Source organism: Neisseria sp. P0021.S006 (genome assembly GCF_051956895.1).
The window spans coordinates 1-1,489 of the sequence record NZ_JBQCWZ010000325.1; the positions used below are offsets into that span (position 1 = coordinate 1).

The 1,489-nt window shown below is 52.3% G+C and carries 1 protein-coding gene; it reads left to right on the forward strand.

The features are described from left to right. On the forward strand, nucleotides 1-1,413 hold a 1,413-nt coding region (locus tag ACTHUM_RS13775), incomplete at its 5' end, for a bifunctional aconitate hydratase 2/2-methylisocitrate dehydratase (RefSeq protein WP_440403145.1). Nucleotides 1,414-1,489 lie beyond the last annotated feature (76 nt).

The following is a 1,489-nucleotide window of genomic DNA, read 5'->3' on the forward strand; positions in this document are numbered from 1 at the left end:
GGTCTGCCCGACGGACAAGGCGTGCGCCCGGGTACTTACTGCGAACCGCGTATGACGACGGTCGGCTCGCAAGACACTACCGGCCCGATGACCCGCGACGAGCTGAAAGAATTGGCTTGTTTGGGCTTCTCCGCCGATATGGTGATGCAGTCTTTCTGTCACACTGCGGCTTATCCAAAACCTGTCGATGTCAGAACCCATAAAGAATTGCCTGCCTTCATCTCTACCCGTGGCGGTGTATCCCTGCGTCCGGGCGACGGCGTGATTCACTCATGGCTCAACCGTCTGTTGTTGCCTGATACAGTCGGTACCGGCGGCGACAGCCACACCCGTTTCCCTATCGGTATTTCTTTCCCTGCCGGCTCCGGCTTGGTTGCTTTTGCAGCAGCTACCGGCGTAATGCCGCTCGATATGCCTGAGTCTGTATTGGTGCGCTTCAGCGGTAAACTGCAACCGGGCGTAACCCTGCGTGACTTGGTGAACGCCATTCCGCTTTACGCAATTAAACAAGGTTTGCTCACCGTTGCCAAAGCCGGTAAGAAAAACATCTTCTCCGGCCGCATCCTCGAAATCGAAGGTCTGCCTGATTTGAAAGTGGAACAAGCCTTTGAATTGACTGACGCGTCTGCCGAACGTTCTGCTGCAGGCTGTACTGTGAAGCTCAACAAAGAGCCGATTATCGAGTACATGAAATCCAATATTGTGTTGATGAAAAATATGATTGCCGACGGCTATCAAGATTCGCGCACTTTGGAACGCCGTATCAAAGCCATGGAAGCATGGTTGGCAAATCCTGAATTGCTCGAAGCGGATAAAGATGCCGAATACGCAGCCGTGATTGAAATCAACATGGACGACATCAAAGAGCCGATTATCGCCTGTCCGAACGACCCGGACGACGTATGCTTCATGTCCGAACGCTCCGGCACCAAAATCGACGAAGTGTTCATCGGTTCGTGCATGACCAACATCGGCCACTTCCGCGCCGCTTCCAAACTCTTGGAAGGTAAAGCGGACATCCCCGTCCGCCTGTGGGTAGCACCGCCGACCAAAATGGACGCGAAAGAGTTGTCCGACGAAGGCCACTACGGCGTACTCGGCCGCGCCGGCGCGCGCATGGAAATGCCGGGTTGTTCACTGTGTATGGGTAACCAAGCACAAGTACACGAGGGCGCGACTGTAATGTCCACTTCTACCCGTAACTTCCCGAACCGTTTGGGTAAAAACACCTTTGTTTACCTTGGTTCGGCTGAGTTGGCGGCAATCTGCTCCAAACTGGGTAAAATCCCGACTGTTGAAGAATACCAAGCCAATATCGGTATCATCAATGAGCAGGGCGACCAAATCTACCGCTACATGAATTTCAATGAAATCGACAGCTACAACGAAGTAGCCGAGAAAGTGAATGTTTAATATAGCAAGGTAAACCGATTTTCAGACGGCCTTAAATAATAAAGGCCGTCTGAAACGGAAAAATAAAGGGCGTGTT